Raw genomic sequence first — 499 nt, 5'->3', positions numbered from 1 at the left:
TGGTGATGGTGATTTAACTCAGAGACTCGAAGTAAAGAAACACGATGATTTAGGGCAAATCGCATCTGGTGTAAACCAATTCATCGAGCATATACAAGACTTGATGCTAAAGATTGACGCAGCATCGTCTGAACTGAAAGAAAATGTGCAGCAACTTGAACATAAATCAGATGAAAATAACCACATTTTGAATCAGCACGTGCAAGAAACTGAACAAATTGTCACTGCCATTGAAGAAATGAGTTCAACAGCTGACGCCGTTGCCCAAAATGCAGGTGAAACGGCGCAATCAACTAAAGTCGCGTCGGATATCGGGGAGCAATCACTCAATGCTGTCGGTGATGCACAAATGAAGGTTAATGCACTAGTTTCTGAGATAGAGAACACATCATCGAACCTAGAAAGCATGAGCCAAGAAACTAAAGGGATCAGTGATATTTTGACAGTGATTGGTGAAATCGCTGAACAGACCAATCTCCTTGCGTTAAATGCAGCGATT

The 499-nt window shown here is 41.7% G+C and carries 1 protein-coding gene; it reads left to right on the top strand.

Annotation, left to right across the window (positions count from 1 at the left end):
- Positions 1-499 (top strand): methyl-accepting chemotaxis protein (locus AB4653_RS28660; RefSeq protein WP_372106032.1); only part of this gene is annotated, 499 nt, incomplete at both ends.

Origin of the sequence: Vibrio sp. 10N.222.48.A3 (genome assembly GCF_041475345.1) — a bacterium.
GTDB classification, from domain to species: Bacteria; Pseudomonadota; Gammaproteobacteria; order Enterobacterales; family Vibrionaceae; genus Vibrio; species Vibrio tasmaniensis_A.
The sequence above is the reverse complement of the archived record's forward strand: the minus strand, read 5'-3'. Positions and strand labels throughout refer to the sequence as shown.